24 protein-coding genes are annotated in these 26162 nt (G+C 71.1%); 12 read left to right on the top strand and 12 right to left on the bottom strand.

What is annotated here, in order from left to right; genetic code table 11:
• Window positions 1-161: 161 nt before the first annotated feature.
• On the bottom strand, window positions 162-776 hold the full coding sequence (gmk, locus tag ACA089_RS15635; RefSeq protein WP_372018983.1) for a guanylate kinase: 615 nt from the start codon (window positions 774-776) through the stop codon (window positions 162-164).
• A gap of 5 nt (window positions 777-781) precedes the next feature.
• Complete coding sequence (locus ACA089_RS15630; protein WP_372018636.1) at window positions 782-1642, bottom strand: YicC/YloC family endoribonuclease; 861 nt, start codon at window positions 1640-1642, stop codon at window positions 782-784.
• Between the two features lie 127 nt (window positions 1643-1769).
• Here ACA089_RS15630 and rph point away from each other — a divergent pair, with 127 nt between their 5' ends.
• From rph to pepQ, 6 genes are all read left to right on the top strand, one after another.
• A complete protein-coding gene (gene rph / locus ACA089_RS15625) occupies window positions 1770-2498 on the top strand; it encodes a ribonuclease PH (protein ID WP_372018633.1) in 729 nt (242 codons plus the stop codon).
• Window positions 2499-2524: 26 nt separating this feature from the next.
• Entirely contained in the window at window positions 2525-3133 is a 609-nt protein-coding gene (gene rdgB / locus ACA089_RS15620; protein WP_372018630.1) for an RdgB/HAM1 family non-canonical purine NTP pyrophosphatase, read from the top strand.
• 52 nt (window positions 3134-3185) lie between these two features.
• A complete protein-coding gene (hemW, locus tag ACA089_RS15615) occupies window positions 3186-4343 on the top strand; it encodes a radical SAM family heme chaperone HemW (RefSeq protein WP_372018627.1) in 1158 nt (385 codons plus the stop codon).
• A gap of 84 nt (window positions 4344-4427) precedes the next feature.
• On the top strand, window positions 4428-6779 hold the full coding sequence (locus ACA089_RS15610) for a DUF1631 domain-containing protein (protein WP_372018624.1): 2352 nt from the start codon (window positions 4428-4430) through the stop codon (window positions 6777-6779).
• Entirely contained in the window at window positions 6776-7126 is a 351-nt protein-coding gene (locus ACA089_RS15605; RefSeq protein ID WP_372018621.1) for a PilZ domain-containing protein, read from the top strand. Before ACA089_RS15610 ends, ACA089_RS15605 begins: the two co-directional genes overlap by 4 nt.
• Window positions 7127-7196: 70 nt before the next feature.
• Window positions 7197-8522: a Xaa-Pro dipeptidase gene (pepQ, locus tag ACA089_RS15600; RefSeq protein WP_372018618.1), complete on the top strand. Its 1326-nt coding sequence runs from the start codon at window positions 7197-7199 to the stop codon at window positions 8520-8522.
• Window positions 8523-8603: 81 nt separating this feature from the next.
• Here the strand turns inward: pepQ and ACA089_RS15595 are convergent, their stop codons facing one another.
• The gene (locus tag ACA089_RS15595) at window positions 8604-9206 is read right to left on the bottom strand and encodes a TetR/AcrR family transcriptional regulator (RefSeq protein ID WP_372018615.1); all 603 of its coding nucleotides are present in this window, start codon (window positions 9204-9206) and stop codon (window positions 8604-8606) included.
• Window positions 9207-9358: 152 nt separating this feature from the next.
• On the opposite strand from ACA089_RS15595, the gene ACA089_RS15590 reads away from it, so the two are divergent.
• From ACA089_RS15590 to ACA089_RS15575, 4 genes are all read left to right on the top strand, one after another.
• Window positions 9359-10303, top strand: a complete 945-nt coding sequence (locus ACA089_RS15590; RefSeq protein WP_372018612.1) for an alpha/beta fold hydrolase — start codon at window positions 9359-9361, stop codon at window positions 10301-10303.
• Window positions 10300-12771 carry an acyl-CoA dehydrogenase gene (locus tag ACA089_RS15585; RefSeq protein ID WP_372018609.1) on the top strand — a complete coding sequence of 824 codons (2472 nt, stop codon included), beginning with the start codon at window positions 10300-10302 and terminating at the stop codon, window positions 12769-12771. Before ACA089_RS15590 ends, ACA089_RS15585 begins: the two co-directional genes overlap by 4 nt.
• Before the next feature lie 123 nt (window positions 12772-12894).
• Window positions 12895-13374 carry a hotdog fold domain-containing protein gene (locus ACA089_RS15580; protein WP_372018607.1) on the top strand — a complete coding sequence of 160 codons (480 nt, stop codon included), beginning with the start codon at window positions 12895-12897 and terminating at the stop codon, window positions 13372-13374.
• A gap of 17 nt (window positions 13375-13391) precedes the next feature.
• On the top strand, window positions 13392-13772 hold the full coding sequence (locus tag ACA089_RS15575; protein WP_372018605.1) for a hypothetical protein: 381 nt from the start codon (window positions 13392-13394) through the stop codon (window positions 13770-13772).
• Between the two features lie 4 nt (window positions 13773-13776).
• Here ACA089_RS15575 and ACA089_RS15570 read toward each other — a convergent pair whose 3' ends face one another.
• The gene (locus tag ACA089_RS15570; protein WP_372018603.1) at window positions 13777-15138 is read right to left on the bottom strand and encodes an NTP/NDP exchange transporter; all 1362 of its coding nucleotides are present in this window, start codon (window positions 15136-15138) and stop codon (window positions 13777-13779) included.
• A 221-nt stretch (window positions 15139-15359) separates the two neighbouring features.
• Between ACA089_RS15570 and ACA089_RS15565 the strand changes: the two genes are divergently transcribed.
• A complete protein-coding gene (locus ACA089_RS15565; protein WP_372018600.1) occupies window positions 15360-16949 on the top strand; it encodes a GMC family oxidoreductase in 1590 nt (529 codons plus the stop codon).
• A gap of 15 nt (window positions 16950-16964) precedes the next feature.
• On the opposite strand, the gene ACA089_RS15560 is transcribed toward ACA089_RS15565, so the two are convergent.
• Entirely contained in the window at window positions 16965-18857 is a 1893-nt protein-coding gene (locus ACA089_RS15560; protein ID WP_372018597.1) for a M48 family metallopeptidase, read from the bottom strand.
• 52 nt (window positions 18858-18909) lie between these two features.
• Window positions 18910-19512, bottom strand: coding sequence for a LemA family protein (locus tag ACA089_RS15555; protein ID WP_372018595.1), 603 nt, complete (start codon window positions 19510-19512; stop codon window positions 18910-18912).
• A 158-nt stretch (window positions 19513-19670) separates the two neighbouring features.
• On the opposite strand from ACA089_RS15555, the gene ACA089_RS15550 reads away from it, so the two are divergent.
• A complete protein-coding gene (locus tag ACA089_RS15550) occupies window positions 19671-20966 on the top strand; it encodes a serine hydrolase domain-containing protein (protein WP_372018980.1) in 1296 nt (431 codons plus the stop codon).
• 145 nt (window positions 20967-21111) lie between these two features.
• Here ACA089_RS15550 and ACA089_RS15545 read toward each other — a convergent pair whose 3' ends face one another.
• From ACA089_RS15545 to ACA089_RS15520, 6 genes are all read right to left on the bottom strand, one after another.
• Window positions 21112-21549: a hypothetical protein gene (locus tag ACA089_RS15545; protein ID WP_372018592.1), complete on the bottom strand. Its 438-nt coding sequence runs from the start codon at window positions 21547-21549 to the stop codon at window positions 21112-21114.
• 855 nt (window positions 21550-22404) lie between these two features.
• Window positions 22405-22800 carry a glycine cleavage system protein GcvH gene (gene gcvH, locus ACA089_RS15540; RefSeq protein WP_372018589.1) on the bottom strand — a complete coding sequence of 132 codons (396 nt, stop codon included), beginning with the start codon at window positions 22798-22800 and terminating at the stop codon, window positions 22405-22407.
• A gap of 102 nt (window positions 22801-22902) precedes the next feature.
• The gene (gene gcvT / locus ACA089_RS15535) at window positions 22903-24009 is read right to left on the bottom strand and encodes a glycine cleavage system aminomethyltransferase GcvT (protein ID WP_372018586.1); all 1107 of its coding nucleotides are present in this window, start codon (window positions 24007-24009) and stop codon (window positions 22903-22905) included.
• A gap of 44 nt (window positions 24010-24053) precedes the next feature.
• Window positions 24054-24692, bottom strand: coding sequence for a cation transporter (locus tag ACA089_RS15530; protein WP_372018584.1), 639 nt, complete (start codon window positions 24690-24692; stop codon window positions 24054-24056).
• Between the two features lie 25 nt (window positions 24693-24717).
• Window positions 24718-25149, bottom strand: a complete 432-nt coding sequence (locus tag ACA089_RS15525) for an NfeD family protein (protein WP_372018582.1) — start codon at window positions 25147-25149, stop codon at window positions 24718-24720.
• A 3-nt stretch (window positions 25150-25152) separates the two neighbouring features.
• Window positions 25153-26118: an SPFH domain-containing protein gene (locus tag ACA089_RS15520; protein ID WP_372018580.1), complete on the bottom strand. Its 966-nt coding sequence runs from the start codon at window positions 26116-26118 to the stop codon at window positions 25153-25155.
• Window positions 26119-26162 lie beyond the last annotated feature (44 nt).

Raw genomic sequence — 26162 nt, 5'->3', positions numbered from 1 at the left:
TTCCAGGCGACTGCGGTCGCCGCTCGTGAAAGGGGGATCGGGCGCGGAGTGTACGCCCGCCGCGCCTGCAAGGGCAAGCGCGGAGGCTGAACAGCCCTTTTCGATCAAACAGTTAGGCGACCCCGGGCGCGTGGCGCCGGACACCGCCCGGCTGCAGTGGGCTATTCCGCGAGCAGGGCGCCGATCAGCGCGCCATGGCGGGCCTGCTGCTGCGCCTGGCGCAGCCGGCTGGCGACGAATACCGCGCACATCTCGTCCACCGCGGTGTCGAAGACCTCGTTGACGATCACGTAATCGAATTCGCCGTAGTGCGACATCTCCTCGCGCGCGGCCGCCAGCCGCTGCGCGATGACCGCCTCGCTGTCCTGGCCGCGGTGGCGCATGCGCTGTTCCAGCGCCTGCCGCGACGGCGGCAGGATGAACACGCTGACCGCATCCGGCACCTTGGCGCGCACCTGCGCCGCGCCCTGCCAGTCGATTTCCAGCAACACGTCGTGGCCGGCGGCCAGCTGCGGCTCCACCGACTGCCGGGCGGTGCCCTTCCAGTCGCCATGCACGCGGGCGTACTCGAAGAAGTCGCCGGCGTCGATCATCGACTGGAACTCGTCGGCCGAAACGAAATGGTAATGCTGCGCGTGGCGTTCGCCCGGGCGCGGCGCGCGCGAGGTGAACGAGATCGACAGGCGGATCTGCGGGTCGCGCGCCAGCACCGCGTTGACGATGCTGCTCTTGCCGGCGCCCGAGGGCGCGGCGACGACGAATAGGGTGCCTCGCATCTGGCTCATTCGATGTTCTGTACCTGTTCGCGGACCTGGTCGATCAGCACCTTGAGCTCGACCGCGGCGGACGAGGTGCGCGCATCCACCGACTTGGAGCCGAGGGTGTTGGCTTCGCGGTTGAACTCCTGCAGCAGGAAATCCAGGCGCCGGCCCACCGGCTCGCGCTGGCGCAGCACGCGGCGGATCTCGACGATGTGGCTGTCGAGGCGGTCGAGTTCCTCGTCCACGTCCAGCTTCTGCAGCCACAGCACCAGCTCCTGCTCGGCGCGGCCGGGGTCGACCGGGTGCGGCAGGTCGGCCAGGCGCGCGGCCAGCTTGGCGCGCTGGCCGTCGCGGATCGCCGGGATCAGTTCGCGCACCTGCCCGGCGATGCGCTCGATCGCGTCCACGCGCTCGGAAATGGCCGCGGCCAGCTTGGCGCCCTCGCGCTCGCGCGCGGCGACGAACTCGCCCAGCACCTCGTCGAGCAGCTCCAGTGCCTGCGCCTGCAGCGCCTCGCCATCGGCGGCGGCGACCTGCAGCACGCCCGGCAGTTGCAGCAGGTCGGTGAACTCCACCCGAAGCTGCGGGAACTTCGCATCCAGTCGCTGCGCCAGCGCGCCCAGCTGGTCCAGCAGCGCTTCGTTCACCGCCAGCGATACCGCCGACTCCGGCGCGCGCAGGCGCACGACCAGGTCGAGCTTGCCGCGCTGGACCCTGGCCGCCACCCGCTCGCGCAGCACCGGCTCGAGTGCGCGCAACTCGTCGGCCAGGCGCAGGCCGGTCTCGAGGAAGCGGTGGTTGACCGAGCGCAGCTCGCAACCCAGCAGGCCCCACGGAGTGCCGCGTTCGCCGCTGGCGAAGGCGGTCATGCTACGGATCATGCGTATTCCTGGGCGGCGGGCGCCGGTGGCAAGGCGCGAATGTTAATCTAGCCGGCCCTTCGCGGCACGCCGCCGCCCGCCGGCGGCCCATTGCGTGCCGCCGCCCTCCCCCACGGAATCCCATCGCATGACCGTCGTCCGTCCCAGTGGCCGCGCCCCCGACCAGTTGCGCGAGGTGCGCATCGAGCGCGGCTTCACCCGCCATGCCGAGGGCTCGGTGCTGGTCAGCTTCGGCGAGACCCGCGTGCTGTGCACCGCCAGCGTCGAGAACCGGGTCCCGGCCTTCCTGCGCGGCAAGGGCGAGGGCTGGGTCACCGCCGAGTACGGCATGCTGCCACGTTCCACCCATACCCGTTCCGACCGCGAGGCGGCGCGCGGCAAGCAGGGCGGGCGCACCCTGGAGATCCAGCGCCTGATCGGCCGCACCCTGCGCGCCTGCGTCGACCGTGGCGCGCTCGGCGAGCGCACCATCACCCTGGACTGCGACGTGCTTCAGGCCGACGGCGGCACCCGGACCGCCGCCATCACCGGTGCCTACGTCGCCCTGGTCGATGCGATCCGCTGGCTGCAGAAGCGGCGCGAGATCGGCCGCGACCCGGTGTTCGGCGCGGTCGCGGCGGTGTCGGTCGGCATCTACCAGGGCGTGCCGGTGCTGGACCTGGACTATGCCGAGGACAGCGCCTGCGACACCGACATGAACGTGGTGATGAACGACGGCGGCGGTTTCATCGAGCTGCAGGGCACGGCCGAAGGACATGCCTTCCGCCGCACCGAGCTCGATGCGCTGCTGGCGCTGGCCGAGCACGGCATCGGCCAGCTGCTCGCCGCCCAGCAGGCGGCGCTGGCGCAGGCCTGACGCCATGACCGCCGGGCGCGACTGACATGACCCGCCTCGTCCTGGCCAGCGGCAATGCCGGCAAGCTCGCCGAACTGCGCGCGCTGCTCGCCGACAGCGGCGCGCAGCTGCTGCCGCAGTCCGAACTGGGGATGGACGACGCGGAGGAAACCGGGCTGACGTTCGTCGAGAACGCGCTGCTCAAGGCGCGCCATGCCGCCCGCGCCACCGGCCTGCCCGCGCTGGCGGACGATTCGGGGCTGTGCGTGGATGCGCTGGGGGGCGCGCCCGGCCTGTACTCGGCCCGCTATGCCGGCGGGCACGGGGACAGCGCGGCCAACATCGCCCGGCTGCTGCGCGAACTGGAAGGCCTGAACCCGCAGTGGCGCACCGCCCACTTCTACTCGGTGATCGTGCTGCTGCGCCATGCCGAAGACCCGCAGCCGCTGGTCGCCGAAGGGGTCTGGCCGGGGCTGATCCTCGATGCGCCGCGGGGCGGCGGCGGCTTCGGCTACGACCCGGTGTTCCTGGACACCGAACACGGCCTGTCCGCCGCCGAACTCGATCCGGCGCTCAAGAACCGCATCAGCCACCGCGGCCGGGCGCTGGCCCAGCTGCGCGCACGCCTGCCGGCCGCACTGGCCGCGCTGCGCTGAGGCGCGCCGTCGCCCCCAGCCGCCCGCGCGGTGCCACGCCCGTCGATCCCGCATGACCCCTTCCCTGATCCCGCCGCCGCTGTCGCTGTACGTCCACCTGCCCTGGTGCGTGCGCAAGTGCCCGTACTGCGACTTCAATTCGCATGCGGGCAAGGGCGCGCTGCCGTTCGGCGACTACGTCGATGCGCTGGTCCGCGACTTGGAGCACGACCTGCCGCTGGTGTGGGGCCGCACCGTGCACAGCGTGTTCTTCGGCGGCGGCACGCCGAGCCTGTTCCCGCCGGAGGCGATCGACCGGATCCTGCAGGCGGCCAGCGCGCGCCTGCGGTTCGCCCCCGATGCGGAGATCACCCTGGAAGCCAACCCGGGTACCGCCGAGCACGGCCGCTTCGACGGCTACCGCGCCGCGGGCGTCAACCGGGTCAGCTTCGGCATCCAGAGCTTCGACGACGGCTGCCTGCAGCGGCTGGGCCGGATCCATGACAGCGGCGAGGCGGAGGCGGCGGTGAAGCTCGCCCAGGACGCCGGCTTCGACAACCTCAACCTGGACCTGATGTACGCCCTGCCCGGCCAGGACCTGGCCATGGCCGAGCGCGACCTCGAACGTGCCTTCGCCCTGCAGCCGGCGCACATCAGCCACTACCAGCTCACCCTGGAACCGAACACCGTCTTCTTCGCCCGGCCGCCGCAGGGGATTCCGGACGACGACGCCGCCTGGGACATCCAGGAGCGCTGCCAGGCCATGCTCGCCGCCGCCGGCTACGCCCACTACGAGACCAGCGCCTACGCGCGGCCCGGGCGGCAGTGCGCCCACAACCTCAACTACTGGCGCTACGGCGACTACCTGGGGATAGGCGCGGGCGCGCACGGCAAGATCACCCTCGGCGCCGAACAGTCGATCCTGCGGCGCTGGAAGCACAAGCACCCCGCCAGCTGGATGGCGGCCGCCGGTGGCGTGGAGGCGATCGGCGGGGACGATCGCATCGACCCGGCGCGGCGCCCGTTCGAGTACATGCTCAATGCGCTGCGCCTGGAGGAAGGCTTCGCCCTGTCCGACTTCGAATCCCGGACCGGATTGTCCCGCGACATCATCCAGCCGGCGCTGGACACCGCGCGGGAACGGGAATGGCTGTGCCTTTCGGACAGCCGCGTGGCCCCGACCGCGCTCGGCCGGCGCTTCGCCAACGACGTGATCGGCCTGTTCCTCTGACGGACGGGAAAAAACCCGGCACTGCTGTGGCCGCTCCGCCGCAAACATGCTAAATACCCGGAGACAGGGGAGCCGGGCCACCGGATGTCATCGACCGCACGTCCAACATCGAACCTCGGCGCCGCGCCGCGCACGCTCGCGGGCGCGGCGTTGCCTCCGCGCGTGCGCCACATTCTCGAGGCGGTGAACGCGCTGGCCGCGCAGACCCTGACCACCTCGCTCAACCTCGCGCTCAACGAATTCGAACGCCAGCTGTTCAAGCAGGCGGACCGGGCCCGCAGCAGCCAGCACCAGTCCGAGCACTTCGCCGAACTGCAGCGCCTGCGCCAGCACCGCGCCGACGTGGTGCCGCGCTATCTCGCCGGGCTCGAAGCCTCGCTGGCGCGCCTGCGCGAGCTGCCGGAGGCCGAACCTGCCGAGGAGCCGGCCCGGGATCCGCTGCAGTTCCAGCGGCTGACCCTGGTCGAGGACACCGACCTGGACCGCGACATCGTCCTGCGCGAGATCGGCAAGCGCGAAGCCCTGCGCGGCGGCACCCCGCTGCTGCTGCTGGGACAGCGCTTCGGCGTGCTCGCGGGTCGGCCGGCCTTCGACGCCGAGCACCTGCCGATCGGTCCGTACGCGCTGTGCCGCGTGCTGCGCGACGCCGGCGAGACGCTGCACATGAGCCTGGATGCGCAGCTGCTGCTGTACCGGGTGTTCGAACGGCAGGTGATGGAGCGCTACGGCGAGCTGGTCGAACGGCTCAACGTGCTGCTGACCCACGAGGGCATCCTGCCGGGGCTGGTGTACCTGCCGTACCGGCCGCGCACCCAGGGCCAGAGCCGCGGGCGCGGCAGCGCTCCCGGCTCGGCCGGGGCGGTCAGCCAGCGGCCGCTCACCGGCTGGCATGGCCAGGCCAGGCCCTCGGCCTGGAGTGGCGCGCTGATGGCGGGACTGGCTTCGCGCCAGCCCCAGCCCGGCGGCGAAGCACCCGGTGGCGGCGTCGCCGATGCCGCGCAGCCGCCGGCGGGCGAGCTACCCGAGCAGGCGGTATTCGCCGCCCTGCAGGGCATGCTCTCCGACCGCCGCGGCGACCTGCCCGGGATCGCCGGGCCGGCCCCGGGCGTGATCCTGCCGCTGGATGCGGTGGTCAACGTGCTGGGCGCGATGCAGGCGGCGCCCCCGCCCAAGCGTGGAACCGGGCGCCCCCGGCGCACCGTGGACGACCTGCGCCAGGTCATGCTGGCGCGCATGCGCGAGGCGCACGGCCCCGACGCGGGCCTGTCGCAGGAACACAGCGACACGTTCGAGCTGCTGGGGATGCTCTACCGCGAGATCGGCCGCGAGGTGCACGAGGATGCCCCCGCCCAGGACCTGCTGGAGAAACTGCAGGTGCCGGTGGTGCGCGCCGCGGTCCAGGACCGCAGCTTCTTCGTCCGCGACCAGCACCCGGCGCGCGAGCTGCTCAATTCGGTGGCCGAGTCCGGTGCCACCTGGCTCGCCGACGACGATGCCGATCCGCAGCTGGTCCTGCGCCTGGAGCAGGCGGTGGACAAGGTCGTCGAGGAATACAACGGCGACGAGACCGTGTTCGAGCGCGCCAACCGCGAAGTGCAGGAGCACTATCGCGCGCAGGCGCACAAGGCCGAGGTCAGCGAGCGCCGCCAGGTCGAGGCCGCGCGCGGCCGCGACCGCCTGGAGACGGCCAAGCGCAGCGCCGCGGCGGCGATCGCCGTGCGGCTGGGCGAGCGCAAGCCCCCGCAGTTCGTGCAGGCGCTGCTGAACCAGGCGTGGGCCGACGTCCTGACCCTCACCGCACTGCGCCACGGCGAGGAGTCGCCCGAATGGCGCGAGCGCGAGGAGGCGACCGCGCGGATCATCGAGATCACCTGCGCGACCGATGCGCCCTCCGATCCGGAACTGGCCACGCAGGTCGACACCGCCCTGCGCCAGGTGGGATACCACGAGGACGAGGCCAGCGCGATCGCGCGCCGGCTCTCGCGCAGCGACGACGACGAGGCGACCTCGCGCACGGAGCTGACCGCCAAGCTCAAGGCGCGCGCGCGGCTCGGCGAAGGAGACCCGAACGACGCCAAGAAGGTGAAACTGCCGCAGCGCACGGCAGACGAACAGGGCTGCTACGAGCATCTGCGCACCCTGCCGTTCGGCACATGGTTCGAGTTCGTGCACAACCAGCAGGGCGACGTGCGCCGCCAGCGCCTGTCTTGGTACAGCCCGGTCACCGACAACGCGCTGTTCGTCAACGCGCGCGGGCACAAGGTCGGCGAGCACTCGCTGGACAGCCTGGCCCGGCTGATGGCCCAGGGCCAGGCGCGGATCGTGACCGAAGACAAGGGCCGGCTGATCGACCGCGCATGGCACGCCACGCTGCGCATGCTGCGCGGGCTGACTGGCCAGGCCAACAACGGCGCGATGGGGGCCGCAAGCGCATGATCCACGACGCCCGCCGCGCGCCACGACGCCACGTCACCGAGAGCGTGCCGGTGATCGACACGATGACCGACGAAGTGATCGGCCAGCTCGGCAACCTCTCCGAGAGCGGCATGCTGCTGATCGCATCGGCATCGCTGGTGGAGGACGCCCTGTACCAGCTGCGCTTCCATCTCGGCGGGCGCGGCCTGGCCTCGCCGGTCGGCGTGGGCGTGCACCTGCTCTGGGCCGTGCCGGCCAACACGCCGGGCCAGAGCTGGTGCGGGTTCCGCTTCCTGACCATCTCCGAGGAGCAGCGCGGGGCGATCCGCGAATGGGTACGGGCCGGCGAGGAAGCACCGGCCGGCTGAAGGCGCCCGTTCAAGGAGGCGGTTCGACGGATCGGGCACACTGTGCGTTTCCGCAGCCCCGGATCCACCGATGCAGCTCCCCGACCCCGCCCCGCTCTACCCCCAGCACCTGGCCACGTTGCGCGCGCGCGCCGACGAGGCGCTGGCGCGCAGCGGCCACGACCACCTGCTGGTGGCGAGCGGCAGCCGCCATTACCAGCTGTTCGACGACCGCGACTATCCGTTCGCGGTCAACCCGCACTTCAAGCACTGGCTGCCGCTGACCCGGGTGACCGACAGCTGGCTGGTGTACACGCCCGGCCAGCGGCCGAAGGTGATCTACCTGCAGCCGTTCGACTACTGGCACGTGGTCCCGGACGCGCCGTCGGGCTGGTGGGTCGCGCACTTCGACGTGCACGTGATCCGCACGCCGGAGGAGGCACTGCCGCTGCTGCCCGGTCCGGCGGCGCGCTGCGCGATCCTCGGCGAGGCCAACGGCGCGCTCGGCGACTACGCGCCCAACAATCCCGCGGACGCGCTCGACTACCTGCACTACCAGCGCTCGTACAAGACGCCGTACGAAGTCGCGCTGATGCGGGTGGCCCAGCGCAAGGCCGCGCACGCGCACCGCGCCGCCGAGCGCGCGTTCCGTGCCGGGGCCGGCGAGTTCGACATCCACATGGCGTACTGCGAGGCGGCCCGCCAGGATGCGACCGAGGTGCCGTACCAGAACATCGTCGCGCTCAACACCCACGGTGCGGTGCTTCACTACACCGAGCTGGACCGCGATCCGCCGTCCGAATCGCTCAGCTTCCTGATCGACGCCGGCGCAAGCCACCACGGCTACGCCTCGGACATCACCCGCACCTACGCGGCCGACCGCGGCAGCGAGTTCCAGGCGATGATCGACGCCGTCGACGCCGCGCAGCAGGCGATGTGCGCCGGCGTGCGTGCCGGCGCCGACTACCGCCAGCTGCACGTCGACGCGCACCTGTCGCTGATGGGCATCCTCAAGGACTTCGGTGTGCTGAAGGTGTCGCCGGAAGCGGCGCTGGCCACGGGGGTGAGCGCGGCGTTCTTCCCCCACGGGCTGGGCCATCCGATCGGCCTGCAGGTCCACGACGTGGCCGGCTTCGCCGCCAGCGACCGCGGCGGCACGATCCCCCGCCCCGATGGCCATCCCTACCTGCGCATGACCCGCGTGCTCGAGCCGGGCATGGTGGTGACCATCGAACCGGGCCTGTACTTCATCGACATGCTGCTGGACGAGGTGAAGAAGGACGGCCACGGCGCCAGCGTCGACTGGGCGCGGGTGGACGCGTTCCGCCCCTATGGCGGCATCCGCATCGAGGACGAGGTGCTCTGCACCGGCGACGCCGCGGACAACCTGACCCGTCCGGCCTTCGCCGGCCTGTGACGCAGGGCCACCGCGCCTGCCCGGCCGCGTGCGCCGGGCGGGCGCGTGCGGGCCGACCCGCGGCGGGCCGTCCGCGCCCTGCTACACCGGAATCAGCGTATTGATCACGTGCTCGAGGTACTCCTCGAACTCCTCGTGGGTCATCTTCGGCTGGTGCGGCCGCAGCTGCAGGAAGCCGACGTACGCCGCGTAGGTGAGCCGCGCGCGGTTCTGCGCCTCGGTGCGACCGAGCCCGGCCTGGCGGAACGAGGCGGTCAGGTACTCGAGGCGACGCTGCGACACGCGCTGGATCACCGGGGCGACCGCCGGATGCTCCAGCGCCTTGAGCAGCTCGCTGTAGATGGCGTGCGGCTTGGTCTCGTGGCCGACCAGCTGGAACAGCATGCGCAGCCGCTCGCGCGGGTCCGGCACCTCCTCCAGGCTGCCGAACACCTGTTCCTGCTCGACCTCTTCCCAGCGCTCCAGCGCGGCCTGCAGCAGCGCGTCGCGCGACGGGAAGTGCCAGTAGAAGCTGCCCTTGGTGACGCCCAGGCGCCGCGCCAGCGGTTCGACCGCGACCGCGGCCACGCCCTGCTCGGCGATGACGTCCAGGGCCACCTGCGCCCAGTCGGCCGCACTCAGGCGACTGCTGCGGGCCGGGGCCGGCGAAGGGGAGGAAGGAGGTGCCGTCGGGGTCGGGTTCATGCCCGGATTTAACCATACGCCGCAGTGCGTTGCAGTACGCCGTTACGCCCGAAACCGTGCCGGATCAACCCTCCGCCGGCGTCACGCCGCGGGCGACGCCGGCCATACGCATTCGTATTGACTTTGCTGCGCCCTCATCCATACCATCTGGTATGGACCCGGCCGCCACCCTCGCTCCGCCGAACGACGCGCTGCACCTGCAGGGGGCGGGCCTGATGCTCGCCGCCAGCCGGCATGCACCCCCGGGGCAGGCCATCGCGCCATCGGTGCTGTACGCGCACGGCTTCGGCCAGACGCGCCGGGCCTGGGCCGCCACCGCGCAGGCGCTTGCCGGACACGGCCATGCCGGCCTCGCCTACGACGCGCGTGGACATGGCGGCTCGGACCGCAATGCCGAGGGCGAGCCTTACACGGGCCACCAGTTCACCGACGACCTGATCGTGCTGGCCGGCGAAATGCCGCGTCCGCCGGTGCTGGTCGCCGCGTCGATGGGCGGCTTGTTCGGGTTGCTCGCGGAATCGCGCTGGCCCGGCCTGTTCCGGGCCATGGTCCTGGTCGACATCACCCCGCGCTGGGAAACGGCCGGCGTGCAGCGCATCCTCGGCTTCATGACCGCGTTCCCGGACGGCTTCGGCTCGCTGGAACAGGCCGCCGACAGCATCGCCGCCTACCTGCCGCACCGCCGCCGCGAGGGCGGCCGCTCGCCGGACTCGCTGCGCGAGCTGCTGAGGCAAGGCCCCGACGGCCGCTGGCGCTGGCACTGGGATCCGCGGCTGGTCGACGAGCTGGCCCGCGACAGCGAACAGCACCAGGACGACATCGCCACGGCGACCCGCGGCGTGCGCTGCCCGCTGCTGCTCGTGAGCGGCGGCCGCAGCGACCTCGTATCGGAGCGCACGGTCGCCGATTTCCTCGAACTGGCCCCGCACGCGCACCACGTGCAGCTGGCCGACGCCACGCATATGCTGGCCGGGGACGACAACGACCGGTTTACCGCCACCGTGCTGGAATACCTGGCTGAACTGGACCGGACCGAGGGGACCGGCAGTTCCGCCATGCAAAGGGCGCCCGCGCCCGTCATCGGAGCAGACCCATGAGCATCGCCGCGCCTATCCTGGCCTTCCTGTTGATCGGCGGATTCGCCGCCTACCACCGGCTGCGGCTGGCCAGCTGGGCCGCGCTGCTGGCCGTGGCCCTGGTCGCCTGCTGGCTGCTGGGCGCGCACCGCCCGACCGTGGCGGTGATCGGCATCCTTTCGGCGCTGGTGGCCGTGCCGCTGCTGATCCCGGCCATCCGCAAGCCGCTGATCGTCGCGCCGCTGCTCAACGTGTTCCGCCGGATCCTGCCGCCGCTGTCGCAGACCGAGCGCATCGCGCTGGAGACCGGTTCGGTCGGCTTCGAGGGCGAGCTGTTCACCGGCGACCCGGACTGGAACACGCTGCTCAACTATCCCAAGCCGCAACTCACCGCCGAGGAGCAGGCCTTCCTCGACGGCCCGGTGGAAGAGCTGTGCAGGATGATCAACGACTGGGAAATCACCCACGTCCACGCCGACCTGCCGCCCGAGATGTGGGACTTCATCAAGAAGAACCGCTTCTTCGGCATGATCATCCCCAAGCAGTACGGCGGCCTGGGCTTCTCCGCGCTGGCCCACCACAAGGTGATCCAGAAGATCGCCTCGGTCTCCAGCGTGGTCAGCTCGACCGTGGGCGTGCCCAATTCGCTGGGCCCGGGCGAGCTGCTCAACCACTACGGCACCCAGGAGCAGAAGGACTACTACCTGCCGCGCCTGGCGATCGGCCAGGAAGTGCCGTGCTTCGGCCTGACCGGCCCGTTCGCCGGCTCGGACGCGACCTCGATTCCCGACTTCGGCATCGTCTGCAAGGGCGAGTGGAACGGCGCCAACGTGCTGGGCGTTAGGCTGACCTTCGACAAGCGCTACATCACCCTGGCGCCGGTGGCCACGCTGGTCGGCCTGGCGTTCCGCATGTACGACCCTGATGGCCTGATCGGCGACACCAAGGACATCGGCATCACCCTGGCCCTGCTGCCGCGCGAGACCCCCGGCGTGGAAATCGGCCGTCGCCACTTCCCGTTGAACTCGCCGTTCCAGAACGGCCCGATCCGCGGCCGCGACGTGTTCATCCCGCTGAGCCAGCTGATCGGCGGCGCCGAGCTGGCCGGCAAGGGCTGGAACATGCTCAACGAGTGCCTGGCGGTGGGCCGTTCGATCACCCTGCCCTCGACGGCCTCGGGCGGCGCCAAGTTCGGCGCGCGCGTGACCGGCGCCTACGCCCGCATCCGCAAGCAGTTCGGCCTGTCGGTCGGCCGCTTCGAGGGCGTGGAGGAAGCGCTGGCCCGGATCGGCGGCAAGGCCTACACGATCAGCGCGCTGTCGCAGGCCACCGCGGCGGCGGTGGACCGCGGCGACGTGCCGTCGGTGCCGTCGGCCATTGCGAAGTACCACTGCAACAACATGGGCCGCGAAGTCATCTCCGACGTGATGGACGTGATCGGTGGCAAGGGCATCATCCTGGGCCCGCGCAACTTCGCCGGCCGCAGCTGGCAGGCCGCGCCGATCGGCATCACCGTCGAAGGCGCCAACATCATGACCCGCAGCCTGCTGATCTTCGGCCAGGGCGCGATCCTGTGCCATCCGTGGGTGATGAAGGAAATGAAGGCGGCGCAGGAGCCCGACCGCGCCCTCGCGCTGGACAGCTTCGACGAGAGCCTGTCGGGCCACGTGCGCTACGGCATCTCCAACGCGTTCCGCTCGTTCTGGTTCGGCCTGACGGGGTCGAAGGTCGGCGGCGCCCCGGGCGACGACTACACCCGCCCGTTCTTCCGCAAGCTCGACCGCTACGCCGCCAACCTGGCGCTGATGGCCGACGTGTCGATGCTGCTGCTCGGCGGCAAGCTGAAGTTCAAGGAGTCGCTGTCCGGCCGCCTGGGCGACGTGCTCAGCCACCTGTACATGGCCGGCGCGGTGCTCAAGCGCTACCACGACGAGGGCACGCCGGAAGCCGACAAGCCGCTGCTGGCATGGAGCATGTACAACAGCTTCCACGTGATCGAGACCGCGCTGTCCGACGCGCTGCGCAACTTCCCGATCCGGCCGGTCGGCTGGGCGCTGTGGGCGCTGGTGTTCCCGCTCGGCCGCCGCGCCGAGGCCCCGGGCGACCGCCTCAACCACCGCGTCGCCTCGCTGCTGATGACCCCCAACGAGGCGCGCGACCGCCTGGGCGTGGGCGTGTTCCTGACCCCGTGCCCGAACAACCCGGGCGGCCGCATCGACAGCTACCTCGCCAAGGCCGTGCAGGCCGAGCCGGTGGAGCGCAAGTTCCTCAAGGCGCTCAAGACCAAGGGCATCGAGGCGCTGGAGTTCCCGGCGCAGCTGGACGAGGCCGTGGCCGAGGGCGTGATCACCGTCGAGGAGCGCAAGCTGCTGGAAGAGCTGCGGGCGCTGACCCTGGAGACGATCACCGTCGACGACTTCGACGTCCACGAGCTGCGCGCCGCCAGCTACTACGACCAGCCGCGCCCGGGCGCGCGCGAAGCGGCCTGACGGCCCGCGCGCACCACGAGCGACACAAGTGGCGGCGGGCTTCGGCCCGCCGTCTTCGCATCCGCCCCGGGGCGGATCGCGACAGGCCCGCCCGACACCCGACGCACCGACAGGACGCATCCGATGGCCAACCGCCTGCTCGACACCTGGCACCGCCTGCAGCGCTGGCCCGCCGGCGACTGGCTGTTCTCGCGCGCGGTCTGCTTCAAGGCGCCCTACTTCGCGACCATCGCCCCGCGCATCACCCGGCTCGAGCCCGGCCGCTGCGAGGCCACGATCCGCCATCGCCGCAAGGTGACCAACCACCTCGGCACCGTGCATGCGATCGCGCTGTGCAACCTGGCCGAGCTGGTCGCCGGGGTCATGACCGACGCCAGCCTGCCCGGCTCGATGCGGTGGATCCCGCGCGGCATGACCGTCGAATACCTGAAGAAGGCGAACGGTCCGATGCATGCGGTGGCCACCCCGGACGTGGCGCTGGTGGAGGCCGCCGCCGGCTATGACCTGCCGGTCGGCGTCGTGGTGCGCGACCGTGACGGCGAAACCGTGTTCCGCGCCCGCATCGCCATGTGGGTGTCGCCCAGGCCCGCCCGCAAGGGCTGAGCCGGCGCCGGGATGCCATGGCCAGCGACGTTCCGCTGCTGCTCTGCGCCCTCCACAGCTTCGGCTTCGCCGCCTTCCACCTCGCGTTCTGGAAGCTGTTCGGCTGGAAGCGCGAGCTTGCGCGGGTCGGGCTCGCCACGCGCGCGATCACCCAGATCCTCAACCTGCGACTGGCCTATGTCTTCCTGGGCGTGGGCACGCTGTGCCTGCTGTTCCCGGCGGAGCTGCGCGGCACGCCGCTGGGCCGCGCCCTGCTGTGGTTCATGGTCGTGTTCTGGGCCGGACGCACGGTCGAGCAGTTCGTGTTCCTGCGGGTCAACCATGCCGCCGTCCATGGGCTGACCGCGCTGTTCGTGCTCGGCTCGCTGCTGTTCGCCCTGCCACTGTGGCGGGCCTGAGCGGTCAGGCAGGCTCGCCGTCCACCACGGCCGCTTCGCGGCTCCCCGGCAGCTGCTTCTCGCGTCGCAGCAGCTTCACCGCGGAGAAGGTCATCAGGCTGGCGACGAGGACGCCGAAACCGAACACCGCGCCCGAGCCGAACACGGACAGCCCCTTGTGCAGCCAGACGAAGGTCAGGTCGGCGCCGCGATAGATCACCGTGTCGATCGCCGCACCGGCCTTGTAGCGCCACTCGCGCCCGACCCGGGTGTAGATGGTCTCGCGCGCCGGCTTGGCCAGCGAGAACTCGCTGGCGCGGGTGAACACCTGCACGACCGCGACCATCATCGGCAACGGCGACGCGGCCAGGACCGAGAAGCCCAGGATGATCGCGCAGCCGGGGATCAGTAGCGCCGGGGCGATGCCGAAGCGCGACATCAGCGCGCGGGTGACCAGCAGCTGCACCACCAGGGTGAGCAGGTTGACCGCCAGGTCCAGGGTCGAGAAGAACGCGGCGCGCTCCTCGGCGGTGGCGAAGGCAGTGCGCGCGATCCGGTTCTGCTCGTTGTAGAGCAGCGTGCCGATGCCCACGCCCAGCACCACCAGCAGCGCCAGCCAGCGCAGCAGCGGTTCCCGGGCGACCAGCCTCAGCCCGGCCAGGATCTGGCCGCCCATCGGCTGCTCGCCGCTGGCCAGCCCGCGCTCGCCCTCTCGCGCCACCGCGTACTGGCGCAGGCGCGCGATGCACACCACGCAGGCCACCAGCAGCGCCGCCGACACCAGCATCATGTTGGCGATGCCGACCCGTTCGACCAGGACGCGGGTCAGCACCGGCCCGAGGAACGCGCCGAGCGTGCCGGCCGCGCCGATGTAGCCGTAATAGCGCCTGGCCTCCGCGTTGCTGTAGATGTCGGCCATGAAGCTCCAGAACACCGCCACCGCGAACAGGTTGAACACGGTGATCCAGAGGATGAAGGCCAGCCCGCGGCCGGCCATGCCGCTGTCGAAGATCACGTAGAACAGCAGCAGCGTGGCGATGAAGAAGCCGTAGATCGCCGGCAGGAACACCCGCCGCGGGAACCGGCTGACCAGCCAGCCGTACACCGGCTGCAGCAGCAGCATGATCAGGAACACCGCGGTGAAGATGAACTGCAGGGTGAACTCGCCCAGGGCCACGCCGCGCTCGGCGAAGAAGCCGATGAGCGCCGGCGGGAACACCGCCTCGATGTCGCTGGAGGCCGCCATCGCCTCGCGCACCGGCCGCAGCACGTAGTAGCCGCTGAGCAGGCAGAAGAAGTACACGAACGACCACAGCAGCGGCGGCGACTCGGCCAGCGCCGAGCGGAGCCGGCCGGGCCGGGAATTAGCCGTGTCTGCGGCGGTCATGGCAAGGCGTTCCTCGGGTCATGCCGGCCGGGCGCGCAGCCCCGGCCTTGGCGCGCACGGTATCCGATGCACTGCAACATCGCCAGCCTCCGGCGCTCCTCCGGACCCCGCGGCGCAAGCGACGGTCGCGCATTGCGCCGCGGGGACTTGCGCCGAACCGCGTGCAGCCGACAGCATCCGACCGCGGCCCCACGGCACCGGCCGCCATCCATGGGGCATCCGTGTACGACTACATCGTGATCGGCGCCGGCTCGGCCGGCTGCGTGCTGGCCGCCCGCCTCAGCGAGGACCCGGCCTGCCGCGTGCTGCTGCTCGAGGCCGGCCCGAGCGACTGGAACCCCCTGATCCACATGCCCGCGGGACTGGGCCGGCTGGTCAACGACACCTCGATCAACTGGGACTACCGCACCGAACCGGAGCCGCAGCTGCTGGGGCGCCGGCTGTGGTGGCCGCGCGGCAAGGTGCTCGGCGGCTCCAGTTCGATCAACGCGATGTGCTACACCCGCGGCACGCCGGACGACTACGACGAATGGGCCCGGGCCGGCGCCGCCGGCTGGGACTGGAACGCGGTCCTGCCGTACTTCCTGCGCGCCGAAGGCAACACCCGCGGCGGCGGGACCCTGCACGGCGACCGCGGCCCGCTGTGCGTGTCCGACCTGCGCCACGTCAATCCGCTGTCGCGTGCCTTCGTCGACGCCGGCGAGCAGGCCGGCTGGCCGCGCAACGACGACTTCAACGGGCCGTCCCAGGCCGGCATCGGCCTCTACCAGGTGACCCAGCGCGATGGTGCCCGCTGCTCCGCGGCCGCCGCCTACCTGGGCCCGGCGCGCGGTCGGCCGAACCTGGTGGTGGCGACGGGGGCGCGGGTGCGCCGGATCGTGATCGAACGCGGGCGCGCCGCCGGCGTGGAGTACCTGCGGGGCCGACGGCGGCACCATGCGGCGGCGGTGGCGGACGTCCTGCTCTGCGGCGGCGCGGTCAATTCGCCGCAGCTGCTGATGCTGTCGGGCATCGGGCCGGCCGCCGAGCTGGCCCGGCACGGCATCGCGGTCGCGGCCGACCTGCCGGGCGTGGGCGGCAACCTGCAGGACCACCTCGACATCTGCACCCTTCACCACTGCCCGCCCGGGCTCAGCTACGACCGCGCCAGCGAACTGAAGATCGCATTCGACTGGTTCCTGCGCGGGCGGCGCGGCGCCGGCAGCAGCAACATCGCCGAGGCCGGCGGCTTCGTGCGGTCGGCGCTCGCCGCCGACGGCAGGCCTGACGTGCAGTTCCACTTCGTGCCGGCGATGCTCGACGACCACGGCCGCAACCGCCTGCCCGGCGACGGCTTCACCGTCCATGCCTGCTTCCTGCGCCCGCGCAGCCGCGGCCGCATCCGCCTGCGTGACGCCGATCCCGGGTCGCCGCCGCGGATCGAGGCGAACTACCTGTCCGACGCGGAAGGATTCGACCTGCGCATGATGGTGGAATGCGCGAAGCTCTCGCGCGAAGTGCTGCGACAGCCCGCGCTGGCGCGCTGGCGTGGCGCGCCGATCTTCCCGTCGCGGCCGGATCTGTCCGATGCGGAGCTGGCCGGGTTCGTCCGCGCCAAGGCCGAAACCATCTACCACCCCGTCGGCACCTGCCGGATGGGCGACGACGCGGACGCGGTGGTCGACCCGCACTTGCGCGTGCGCGGCATCGACAACCTGCGCGTGGTCGACGCCTCGGTGATGCCCAGCCTGGTGGGCGGCAACACCAACGCGCCCACGATCATGATCGCCGAGCGCGCCGCGGACCTGGTCCGCGGCCATCGCGCGGCCTGACGCGCGTCGCCGTGCTCAGCTGCGCTCGAGCAGCGCAGGCAGCGGGCAGTGCAGCACCGCGCACACCGTGCGCAGCAGCTCGGCCTCGGCCACGCTGACCCGCTGGTCCTGCGACACCGCGTCGACCAGGGCCTCGACCAGCATCTCCTTGGCCGCCGGGGCGAGCGCGTCGAGCGGCTCCCAGACCGCGTCCAGCGCCTGCACGCCCCCGGCCGGCGGCAGGTAGGGCAGGTGGTCGCGCGGCAGCACCCGCTGCAGGCCCGCCAGGTAGGCACGCTGCGCCTGCATCGGCGAGTCCGGATGCCCGGCCTGCGCCATCACCGCCAGCAGCGTGGCGAACTCCTGGCGCACGCCAGTGGCCTTGGTCCTGCCGAACCGGGCGTGCCGCCCGGGATCGAGCGCCTCGCGCACCTGCACCTGCAACAGCCGCGAGAGGCAGTACTCGAACACCGATACCCGGCCATCGGTGTGGACCATGGCGTCGATGGTGTCGAGGAAGGCGTCCAGTTCCGGCCGCGGGCGCTGGCGCAGCGTCGGGAACGCCAGCGACGCCAGCGGCAGCCGCAATGCGGGATGCAGCGCCGCCAGGCGCGGCTGGCGCAGCTCGAAGGCCTGCTGCGCCATCGCCTCGCCGCAGCGGGCCACCATCTCACTGCGCTGGCGCGAAGCCACCGCCGGGTCCGCGTCGAGCAGCAACCCGAACAGCAACGGCATCACCGCGTCGCGCTGGCGGGCCAACGCGCGCAGGTCGTCGCCGACCCCCTCGACCAGGGCGTGTGCGCGGCGGTAGTCGTCCTCCGCCGGTGCCGCCACCTGGCCGGCCACCATGGGCGGCGTGACCAGGACCGGCGCCTCCGCGGGCGGCAATGGCGGCGGCACGCCGTCGCGGGCGGCCAGGCCGAGCGCGACGTCCTCGGCCAGGCCGTCCGGTGGCGATGCCCGCCAGCGCGCTTCCAGCGCTTCCAGCTGGCGCAGATCGAAGGTCGGCTCCAGCCGGCGGATGCGCTCCACCAGCGGTGGATGCGTGGCGAACAGGCCGGACAGCGCCACCCCGGGCCCGAACAGCATGTGGCTGACCTCTTCGGCGTCGGCCCGGTCCTGCAGCTGCGAACCCGCCTGCAGTCCGCCGATCTTCTTCAGCGCGCCGGCCAGTCCGCGCGTCTGCCGGGTGAACTGCACGGCGGAGGCATCGGCGAGCAGCTCCCGCTGGCGGCTGACGCCGGCCTTGATCATGCGGCCGAAGAACACCCCGATCGCCCCCACCGCCATCGCCACCAGCGCCGCCACCAGGATCGGCATGCCGTCGCGGCTGCGGCCGAGGCGCCCGTAGATCAGCACCCGCTGGCCGACCAGGCTGAGCATCAGGATCCCGAACAGCAGCCCGATCAGGCGGATGTTCAAGCGCATGTCGCCGTTGAGCACGTGGCTGAACTCGTGCGCGATCACGCCCTGGAGTTCGTCGCGGTTGAGCCGTTCCAGCGCGCCGCGGGTCACCGCGATGGCCGCGTCCGACGGGCTGTACCCGGCGGCGAAGGCGTTGATGCCCGCCTCCTGCTCCATCACGAACAGCCGGGGCACCGGCACCCCGGAGGCGATGGCGATCTCCTCGACGACGTTGCGCAACCGCCTCAGCGCGGGGTCGGTGGTGTCCTCGGCCACCGCGGTCCCGCCCATCTGCGCGGCCACCACCGCGCCACCGCCGCGCAGCGACGCGATCCGGTAGAGCGAGCCGAGGCCGATCACGGCCAGGGTCGCGACCGTGGCGGCCAGCGTCGCCCCGACGCTGCCGGTGAGCACCACCACGACCAGGTCCACCGCGACCACGATGCCGGCCACGGCCAGGCCGAACAGCAGCACCAGCCGGCCCGAACCGCGCCGGGCGGCCGCCTGGTGTTCGAAGAAGTTCATCGCCCGCCGCTCCCCAGCGCCCGCGCCACGCCCGCCCCCGGCAGCACCGGGTTCAGAACTGGACCTTCGGTGCCTCGCGCACCTGGGCCTTGTCGGCAGGGATGTCCAGCAATGCCGCAGGGTCGAACCGGAACATGCCGGCGACGACGCTGGACGGGAAGGTCTCGCGCTTGTTGTTGTAGACCATGACTGCGTCGTTGTAGGCCTGGCGCGCGAACGCCACCCGGTTCTCGGTCGAGGACAGTTCCTCCGACAGCTGCATCATGTTCTGGTTGGCCTTGAGGTCCGGGTAGGCCTCGGCGACCGCCATCAACCGGCCCAGCACGCCGTTGAGCTGGCCCTGGCTGGCGGCAAGCTGGGCCATGGCCGCCTCGTCGCCCGGGTGCGCCTTGGCGGCGGCCAGTCCGGACTGGGCGGCCGAACGCGCCGCGATCACCGCTTCCAGCGTCTCGCGCTCGTGGCCCATGTAGGCCTTGGCGGTCTCCACCAGGTTGGGGATCAGGTCGAAGCGCCGCTGCAGCTGGACATCGATCTGGGCGAAGGCGTTCTTCCAGCCGTTGCGGCTGGTCACCAGTCCGTTGTAGATGCCCACCGCCCACAGGGCGAGGCCGGCGATGAGGGCCAAAAACACCAACAGGATCAACAAACTGCCCATTCATCTTCTCCTGGTTTGTGCGCACACGAAAACCGGCGCTAGAATCGGTCGCAGCGGTAGCTTACAGGCATCGAATCATGAAAGACGGGCGCGTCCGGCCGGCCAGGCCTCGGGGAATCCGACCGCTTACTGTGGGCTCGCTGGCATTGCTGCTGGCGATGGCCCTCCCCTCGACGGCACAGACTCCCACGCTCGCACCGGGCGCGTTGCCGCCGCCCACCCAGCCGCTGCCCTACCGGACCTACGCCAGCACCGCCGCGGTGCCGGTCGCCAGCGGTTTCGACGTCGCCCGCTTCGAAGCGCTCGCCGAACAGCTGGTCCAGGGCCAGCGCGTGCCCGGCATGGCGATGGCGATCGTGCAGAACGGCCGCATCCTCAGCGCGCGCGGCTACGGCGTCACCGACGTCAGCCGTCCGCAGCCGATCGACGCGCACACCGTGTTCCGCCTGGCCTCGCTGTCCAAGGCGTTCGCCGGGACCATGGCCGGCCTGCTGGTCAACGATGGCAGCCTGCGCTGGGACAGCAAGGTCGCCGACTACGTCCCCGGCTTCCACCTGTCCGACCCGGGGTACACCCGCCAGGTCACCGTGGCGGACATCCTCAGCCACCGGGTCGGCCTGAAGGCGCACAACGCGTTCGACCGCGACATCGAGGGCAACGCCGAGTACTACCAGGTTTCCCAGAAGCTCGGTTCGGCGGCGCTGACCTGCGCCCCGGGCCAGTGCTACGCCTACCAGAACGTCGCCTTCAGCCTGGTCGGCGACGTGGTGTTCGCCGCATCCGGCAGCTTCTACGAGCAGTCGGTGCAGCGGCGCATCTTCGAACCGCTGGGCATGAACGACGCGAGCATGGGCCTGGCCGGCATCGAGTCCAGCCCGCACTGGGCACGGCCGCACGTGCGCAGCCGCAACGGCTGGGTCTCGATCAACCCCAAGCCGACCTACTACCGCCTGCCGCCCGCCGCCGGCGTCAACGCCAGCATCAGCGACATGGCGCAGTGGCTGCTCGCCCACACCGGTCACCGTCCCGACGTGCTGCCCGCGCCGCTGCTGGCCACGCTGCACGCGCCCGTGGTGTCCACGCCCGGGGAAATGCGTTCGGGCTGGCGCCGCGACCGGGTGGACGCGGCCAGCTACGCGCTCGGCTGGCGGGTGTTCGACTACGCCGGCGAAGAAGTGGTGTTCCATGCCGGCGCGGTGCAGGGCTACCGCGGCATGACCGCGCTGCTGCCCGGGCGCGACCTGGGCATCGCGATCCTGTGGAACAGCGAAAGCTCGCTGCCCAGCGGCATGCTGCCGACGATCATCGACCGGGCGATCGGCCTGCCGGCAGAGCGCTGGCTGGACGTCGACACCGACTTCGGCGCCGACAACCTCATGGCCGACGGCACGCCGTCGCCGGAGCCTGCCGCGCGCGGCGCGTCGTCCTCCGCTTCGGTCGCTTCTCCCGACTGACGCCGGCGGGAGGCACCGCACCCGCATCCCGGCCGACCCGCGTCCGGGGTGCCGGCGCCACGGCGCTTGCGATCCCCACATAAAAAAACTCCCTCCCCGCTGGGCATCGGGGAGGGAGTCATTCGGTACGGCTATCGGGGTTTGATCAGATCAGCGGAGCCGGGGTAGCCGGCAGCGCGACCGGGGCCGCCTTCTTCTTGGCGACTTTCTTCTTGGCGGCCTTCTTGGCCGGCTTCTTGGCGGCAGCCTTCTTGGCCGGCTTCTTGGCGGCGGCCTTCTTGGCGACCTTCTTCTTGGCGACCTTCTTCACCGCCTTCTTGGCGGAGGCCTTCTTCACCGCCTTCTTGGCGGTCTTCTTAGCAGCCTTCTTGGTGGCCTTCTTGGCGACCTTCTTGGTGGCCTTCTTGGCAGCCTTCTTCGCCGGCTTCTTGGCGACCTTCTTGGCGACCTTCTTGGCCGGCTTCTTGGCGGCGGCCTTCTTGGCGACCTTCTTCACCGCCTTCTTGGCCGTGGCCTTCTTGGCGACCTTCTTCACCGCCTTCTTGGCGGCGGGTTTCTTCTTCGCAGCTTTCTTCGTTGCCATGGTTGGCTCCTCGTCAGTGAACTACGGATTGGGTAACGCCCAGTGCGAAAACCCGCGGCGGTGACCGCCGGGGGGAGTCCGTCGGCGCGATACGCACGTCGATACGGATACGGTGAGACCCGCGCATTGCGATCGCGCGGGCGGTAGATCGGGGGTTCGCTGCTTTTCTTGGAGGGAAGCGGTCCTGCTCCACCGTCTGAAGGTTCCTGGCGGATGACCGAGTTGTGCTTCGCGTTGTGGTGTTGATTCGACTCACTCGCTTCGGCAGGCAGCGTCTGCTGGGCGAAACCTAATCACGGTTTTTTTCACTGTCAACACCCGCCCGCTTTTTTTTTCCGGCCGCCGACGGCACCACCGGCGCCGGACCGCGCGCCCGGACGCACGCGCAGCGACGCGGCCGACGGCCCGGCTCGCAACCGCATTTCAATCCAGCGCGGAAAACAAGCGCTTTTCTGAAACAGCATCCGCGCACGTGCGCTCCTCGATGCGCGACGCGCGCCCGGCGCGGGCGGCGCGAACCACCCTTGGACGGCAGCGAACACGTCCAAAAAAAAATCGCGGGCGACGCTTCCGTTTCGCGTCGCACAAGCCGATTTGCGCAGAACTGCGCGAACGTTTCCCGCCTCCCGCGACGCTTCTCGCCTCCACGCGCCGTCGACATCGCGTCTGCCGGATGCCGCGCGGGGGCATCGTCCCCGCCACCCGAGCGGACCCGGCGCGGCACGCGCTCATGGCGCGAAGGCATCTGCTCATGGCCGCATCGCCGCGCCGCCGTGCCGACCTCGCGGCAACGCAGGCGCAAAAAAAAGGCCCGCCGGGTGGCGGGCCTGGTGTGCGATGGAAGGCGCGACGCGATCAGTCGTCCTCGCCCTCGATCAGCTCGGCGTAGTCGTCGGGTGAAAGCAGCTCGGCCAGCTGGTCGGCGTCGCTGGCCTCGACCACGAACAGCCAGCCTTCGCCGTAGGCGTCCTCGTTGATCGTCTCCGGCTTGTCGGCCAGGGCCGCGTTGACCTCGACGATCCGGCCGCTGACGGGGCTGTAGACGTCCGAGGCGGCCTTGACCGATTCCACGACCGCCACCGCATTGCCGGCTTCGGCGCTGTCGCCGACGTTGGGCAGCTCGACGTAGACCAGGTCGCCCAGCAGGCCCTGGGCGTGGTCGGAAATGCCCACGGTGACGCGGCCATTGCCTTCGACGCGGGCCCACTCGTGGGACTTGAGGAACTTGAGGTCGCCGGGGATCTCGCTCATGGGGGCTCCGGTCACGCGCTGGGTCTGGAATGGGTGGCTAGTTTAGCGGAGGACTCCGCCGGTCAGTAAACGCAGGCCGCGCTGCACGGCGGCCCCGCCCCGTCAGCCGAGCACGCCGGGCTGGGCCTGGCCTTCGCGCACGAACGGGAACTTCACCACGCGCACCGGCACCTCGCGGCCACGGATGTCGACGCGGACCTCACCGGGTTCGCCGGCGGGCACGCGCGCGAACGCGATCGCCTTGCCCAGCGTCGGCGAGAAGGTGCCGGAGAGGATCTCGCCCTCGCCCTGCGCGGTCAGCACCTTCTGGCCGTGGCGGAGCACGCCCTTCTCGTCCATCACCAGGCCGAGCAGCTGGCGCGGCGTGCCGGCCGCCTTCTGCGCCTCCAGCGCGGCGCGGCCGACGAAATCGCGTCCCTCGTCCAGTGCGACCGTCCACGCCAGCGCCGCTTCCCATGGCGTGGTGGACTCATCCATGTCCTGGCCGTAGAGGTTCATGCCCGCCTCCAGCCGGAGGGTGTCGCGCGCGCCCAGTCCGGCCGGCTTCACCCCGGCGGCCAGCAGCGCGTCCCAGAACGCCACCGCCTCGCTTTCGGGCAGCACGATCTCGAAGCCGTCTTCGCCGGTATAGCCGGTGCGCGCCAGGAACAGCGGCACGCCGGTACCGGTCTGCGCCTCCATCGCCGCGAAGCGCCCGAGCTTGCCCGCCCCGGCCCGGTCGGCCTCGCGCAGCAGGCCGATGACCGCGTCCCGCGCCCGTGGCCCCTGTACCGCCACCATCGCGAATTCCGGACGCTCGCGCACCTCCACGCCGAAGGCGGCGGCCTGCCGCTGGATCCAGGCCAGGTCCTTGTCGCGGGTGGCCGCATTGACCACCAGGCGGAAGAAGGTTTCGTCCAGGTAGTAGGCGATCAGGTCGTCGATCACACCCCCGCGCTCGTCCAGCATGCAGGAGTACAGCGCCTTGCCCCGCAGCTTCAGCTTGTCCACCGAGTTGGCCAGCAGGTGGCGCAGGAATTCGCGGGTCCGCTCGCCGTGCAGGTCGACCACGGTCATGTGGCTGACGTCGAACACGCCCGCTTCGCGCCGCACCAGGTGGTGCTCGTCCAGCTGCGAGCCGTAGTGGATCGGCATGTCCCAGCCGCCGAAGTCGACCATCTTGGCGCCGAGCGCGCGGTGGGTGTCGTTGAGGACGGTCTTGCGGGTCATGGCGGTCTCGCGGGAAGGAAAGCGGCCATTATCCCAGAGTCCTTTCAGTCGCAACCGCCCGCCCCGGCGGCGGCCTCCCGCAGCGCGCGCCGCGCCGCCCGGAACACGCGCAACGCCGACCGCAGGAATACGCCCAGCAACAGCGCCGCGACCAGCAGGTCCGGCCAGCCCGCGCCGGCCCACCACACGCCCGCACCGGCGGCCAGCACCGCCAGGCCGTCGGCGATGTCGTTGCGCGCGCATTCGTAGGCCGAGGCCAGGTTGACGTCGCCGTGGCGGTGCGGCCGCAGCAGCCACAGGCAGGCCAGGTTCGCCGCCAGGTTGACGCCGCCGGCCCAGCCCATCGTCTCGAAGACCGGCACCGCCGGGTCCACGACCAGGCGCCAGGCGATGGACGCCGCCACCACCAATGCCGCGATCGCGATCAGTGCTGCCTTGAACAGCGCCACCCTGGCCTTGGCCGGCAGCGAGGCACCGACCACCAGCAGGCTCAGCCCGAAGGTCAGCGCGTCGCCCAGGTTGTCCAGCGCGCCCGACAGCAGCGCGCTGGAACCCGCGTGCAGGGACGCGGCGACCATGCCGGCGAAGGTCGCCGCGTTGATCGCCAGCACCGCCCACAACACCCGCCGCTGCCGCGCCTGCAGGCGCCGCACCTCGACCTCGCAGCCACAACACCCGCCCATGGCCGCCGCGCGCCGCGCCCGGCGCTCAGGCCTCCTGGACCTTCAGGACCATGCCGTTGACCGCGACCACGCGCACGGCGGTACCGGCCGCCAGGTCCGGTCCTTCCACCACCCAGAAGGCATCGCCCAGCTTGATCCGTCCGCGTCCACCGACGATCGGCTGGTCGAGCGGCGCGACCAGGCCGACATTCTGTTCGGCCCGCCGGTTGAGCAGCGGCTGGTCGCTTTGCCGGGCGGCCTTGCGGAACCATTTGCGGTAGACCTGGATGGAAATGAAGCTGAGCACCACGAAGGCCGCCACCTGCGCCAGCAGCGGGATCCCCGGCACCAGCAGCACGACGGCGAATACGGCCACCGCCGCGAACCCCATCCACAGCAGGAAGGCGCCCGGCGCCAGCGTCTCGGCGGCGATCAGCAGCAGCGCGGCCACGGCCCAGCCGGTCACGTCCCAGCGCATGGCTCAGTCCCCCAGGCGTGGCGGCTGCGGCCGCGCGGCAGCTGCCTTCTGCTGCTGGCCACCGAGCGCTTCGCGCGCCAGCTCGGCGATGCCGCCGATCGAGCCGATCACCCCGCTGGCCTCCATCGGCATCAGCACGAACTTCTGGTTCGGTGCGGTGGCCAGTTCCTTGAACGCCTCCACGTACTTCTGGGCGATGAAATAGTTGATCGCCTGCACGCTGCCCTGGGCGATCGCGTCGGACACCATCTGGGTCGCCTTCGCCTCGGCCTCGGCCAGGCGCTCGCGCGCCTCGGCGTCGCGGAACGCGGCCTCCTTCCGGCCCTCGGCCTCCAGCACCGCGGCCTGCTTCTCGCCGTCGGCGCGCAGGATCTCGGACTGGCGCAGGCCCTCGGCCTCGAGGATCTGCGCGCGCTTCTCGCGCTCGGCCTTCATCTGCCGGGCCATCGAGTCGACCAGGTCGCGCGGCGGCTGGATGTCGCGGATCTCGATCCGGGTGACCTTCAGGCCCCACGGGTTGGTCGCGTGGTCGACCACGTTCAGCAGCTGGGCATTGATCGTCTCGCGCTGGCTCAGCGATTCGTCCAGGTCCATCGAGCCGATCACGGTGCGGATGTTGGTCTGGACCAGGGCGATCATCGCCACCTCCAGGTTGGACACCTCGTAGGCCGCCTTGGCCGCGTCCAGCACCTGGAAGAACACCACCCCGTCGACCTTGACCACCGCGTTGTCCTTGGTGATCACCTCCTGGCTGGGCACGTCCAGGACCTGCTCCATCATGTTCACCTTGCGGCCCACGCCGTAGATGATCGGGATCAGGAAATGCAGGCCGGGGTCCAGGGTATGGGTGTACTTGCCGAAGCGCTCGACCGTCCACTCGTAGCCCTGCGGCACCATCCGCACGGTCTTGAACAGCACGATGACGCCGGCCACCAGCAGCACCACGGCGACGAAACCCGATGAGAACATCCCCCTGCTCCTTGGCCGCGCGCGGCCTCTCCCATGCCTGGGGA

This window comes from Pseudoxanthomonas fibrivorans, assembly GCF_041464125.1.
In the GTDB taxonomy this organism is placed as follows: Bacteria; Pseudomonadota; Gammaproteobacteria; order Xanthomonadales; family Xanthomonadaceae; genus Pseudoxanthomonas.
This window is presented reverse-complemented; position numbering and strand designations above follow the sequence as displayed.